Genomic DNA, 1,867 nt, shown 5'->3' on the forward strand with positions numbered 1-1,867 from the left:
CCCCCGCTCATCAGAAACGCCGCCCCACCGCCCGCGACGAGGGCGATGGCGAGGACGGCAAGGCGTGCTGGTTGCATGTCGGCCCACGGCATCCGGGACGGCGTGGGGTTCGCCGTCCGGGACAGTCTGCCCGGGCATTCGTGTAGGTATGGTTAAGGGGAGGTCACCGGGCCGGGTTCCGCCCGTGTCGATCCCGGCACGATCAGGCCGAGATCGCGCGCGCCCAGACGACCGTCTCGGGGAAGACGAGAAGTGCCGCGGCGGCGAGCGCGATGCCGTAGGGAACGCCCGTCTTGGCATCGTGCAGGTGCAGGACGAACGGCAGGCGCGCGGCGGCCCTGGGCAGGGGATGGCTGCGCGCGGCCAGGAGCGCCAGCGTCAGGCCGCCGCCCAGCAGCGAGGCGACCAGGAGATAATCGACGAGGCCGTCGAAGCCGAGCCACAGCGCGGTCGCGGCGGCCAGCTTGGCGTCGCCCCCGCCGATCACCCCGAAGGCGAACAGGGCGAAGGTGACGGTGAGGACGAGCGCGGCGGCGCCCAGATGCAGGCCGATCTCCTGCGCCGACATCAGGCCGGTGCAGGCCAGGACAGCGAAGGCCGCCACGAGCGCCAGCGAGATCCGGTTCGGGATCAGCATGGTCAACAGGTCGCTCGCCGCGGCGTAGGCCATCAGGAACGGGAAGATCACCAGGATTCCGAGCGTGGCCATGGCGTCTCGTGCTCAGCGCGGGTGGTCGGATGTGCGGCGCGGAATCGACAGGCACCCCGAACGCGGCGCGGCCGATCCCGCGCCAGGGCGGAATCGGCCGCGCCGCCGGGTTGGCCGGCGCGTCCCGGGACCGGCCGGGCGCCGGTCCGGCGCGCCGTCCGGATCAGTTGAGCTGGGCCGAGATCGCGTTGAACTTCGCGTTGAGCTGAGTGCCGATGATCTTCAGGGTGCCGATGATGACCACGGCGATCAGGGCGGCGATCATGCCGTACTCGATCGCGGTGGCGCCGGACTCGTCGGAGGCGAAGCGCTTGAAGACAGACTTCATGGGAACGATCCTTGGTTCAACGACGTGCGAGGGCCGTCGAAGCTCTGCGGTCTCGATCGGCGACGGGTGCAGGATGTCTCAAGCCGCCTTGAAATTCGGTTAAGTCGGTCCCCCTCATCCCGGCACGCGGGCGTGGCCGGAATCTTGGTGAAGGAAAGGTTGTCGGCACGATCGCACAGGACAAAAACCTGTCGTCGGTCCATGATCCTCGCTTGGATCTTCCCTTGGCCGGAGGGGCCGCGACGGCCCGGCCGCGCCGGCGGGGCCACTCCCGCCCGGCGGGCGGGCTTAGGCCTTCCTTCACCAATCCGCGCTCTTCTGGCGGCCAGATGCGGAACCGCCGCCCGCGCGGCCGGCGGCCGCCGAGAATTCCAGAGTGCCGCGAGCCATGCGCCGTCTCCTGCCCCGCCTCGCCAAAGGTCTTGCCGCCGGCCTCGGCCCGGTCGCCGGCCTCCTGATCGCGACCTCGGCCGCCCTCGCGGCTCCGGAGACGCCGCCCGTCGTCACGGTCTTCGTCGACAACGCCAAGGTGATGCGCCTGCCCGAGCGGACCCAGACGATCATCGTCGGCAACCCGATCATCGCTGACGTGACCCTGCAGAAGAACGGCGTGATCGTGCTCACCGGCAAGAGCTTCGGCTCGACCAACCTCATCGCCCTCGACGGCGCCGGCGCGATGATCGCCGAGACGACGATCCGCGTCGATGCCGCGCAGACCTCCGTCGTCACGGTCCAGCGCGGCGCGCTCGACCGGAACTCCTATTCCTGCACGCCGGTCTGCCAGCCCTCGGCCCAGCTCGGCGACGCGGCCGAGTATTACGGCTCGGTCA

At 70.2% G+C, this 1,867-nt stretch carries 3 protein-coding genes; 1 reads left to right on the forward strand and 2 read right to left on the reverse strand.

Annotated elements, in window-relative coordinates:
- Positions 1-202 precede the first annotated feature (202 nt).
- Positions 203-709, reverse strand: coding sequence for a prepilin peptidase (locus AX737_RS11470; RefSeq protein ID WP_066921431.1), 507 nt, complete (start codon positions 707-709; stop codon positions 203-205).
- Between the two features lie 163 nt (positions 710-872).
- Complete coding sequence (locus tag AX737_RS11475; RefSeq protein WP_066921433.1) at positions 873-1,037, reverse strand: Flp family type IVb pilin; 165 nt, start codon at positions 1,035-1,037, stop codon at positions 873-875.
- A gap of 388 nt (positions 1,038-1,425) precedes the next feature.
- Between AX737_RS11475 and AX737_RS11480 the strand changes: the two genes are divergently transcribed.
- Positions 1,426-1,867: pilus assembly protein N-terminal domain-containing protein (locus AX737_RS11480; RefSeq protein ID WP_066921434.1), on the forward strand; the 442-nt coding region annotated here is incomplete at its 3' end.

The sequence above is a fragment of the Methylobacterium sp. CCH5-D2 genome, from assembly GCF_001556475.1.
Lineage (GTDB): Bacteria > Pseudomonadota > Alphaproteobacteria > Rhizobiales > Beijerinckiaceae > Methylobacterium > Methylobacterium hispanicum.

Bases quoted from the DNA above. Each gene is read 5' to 3' on its own strand.
- AX737_RS11470 (WP_066921431.1), bottom strand. From the start codon at position 709: ATGGCCACGCTCGGAATCCTGGTGATCTTCCCGTTCCTGATGGCCTAC.
- AX737_RS11475 (WP_066921433.1), bottom strand. From the start codon at position 1,037: ATGAAGTCTGTCTTCAAGCGCTTCGCCTCCGACGAGTCCGGCGCCACC.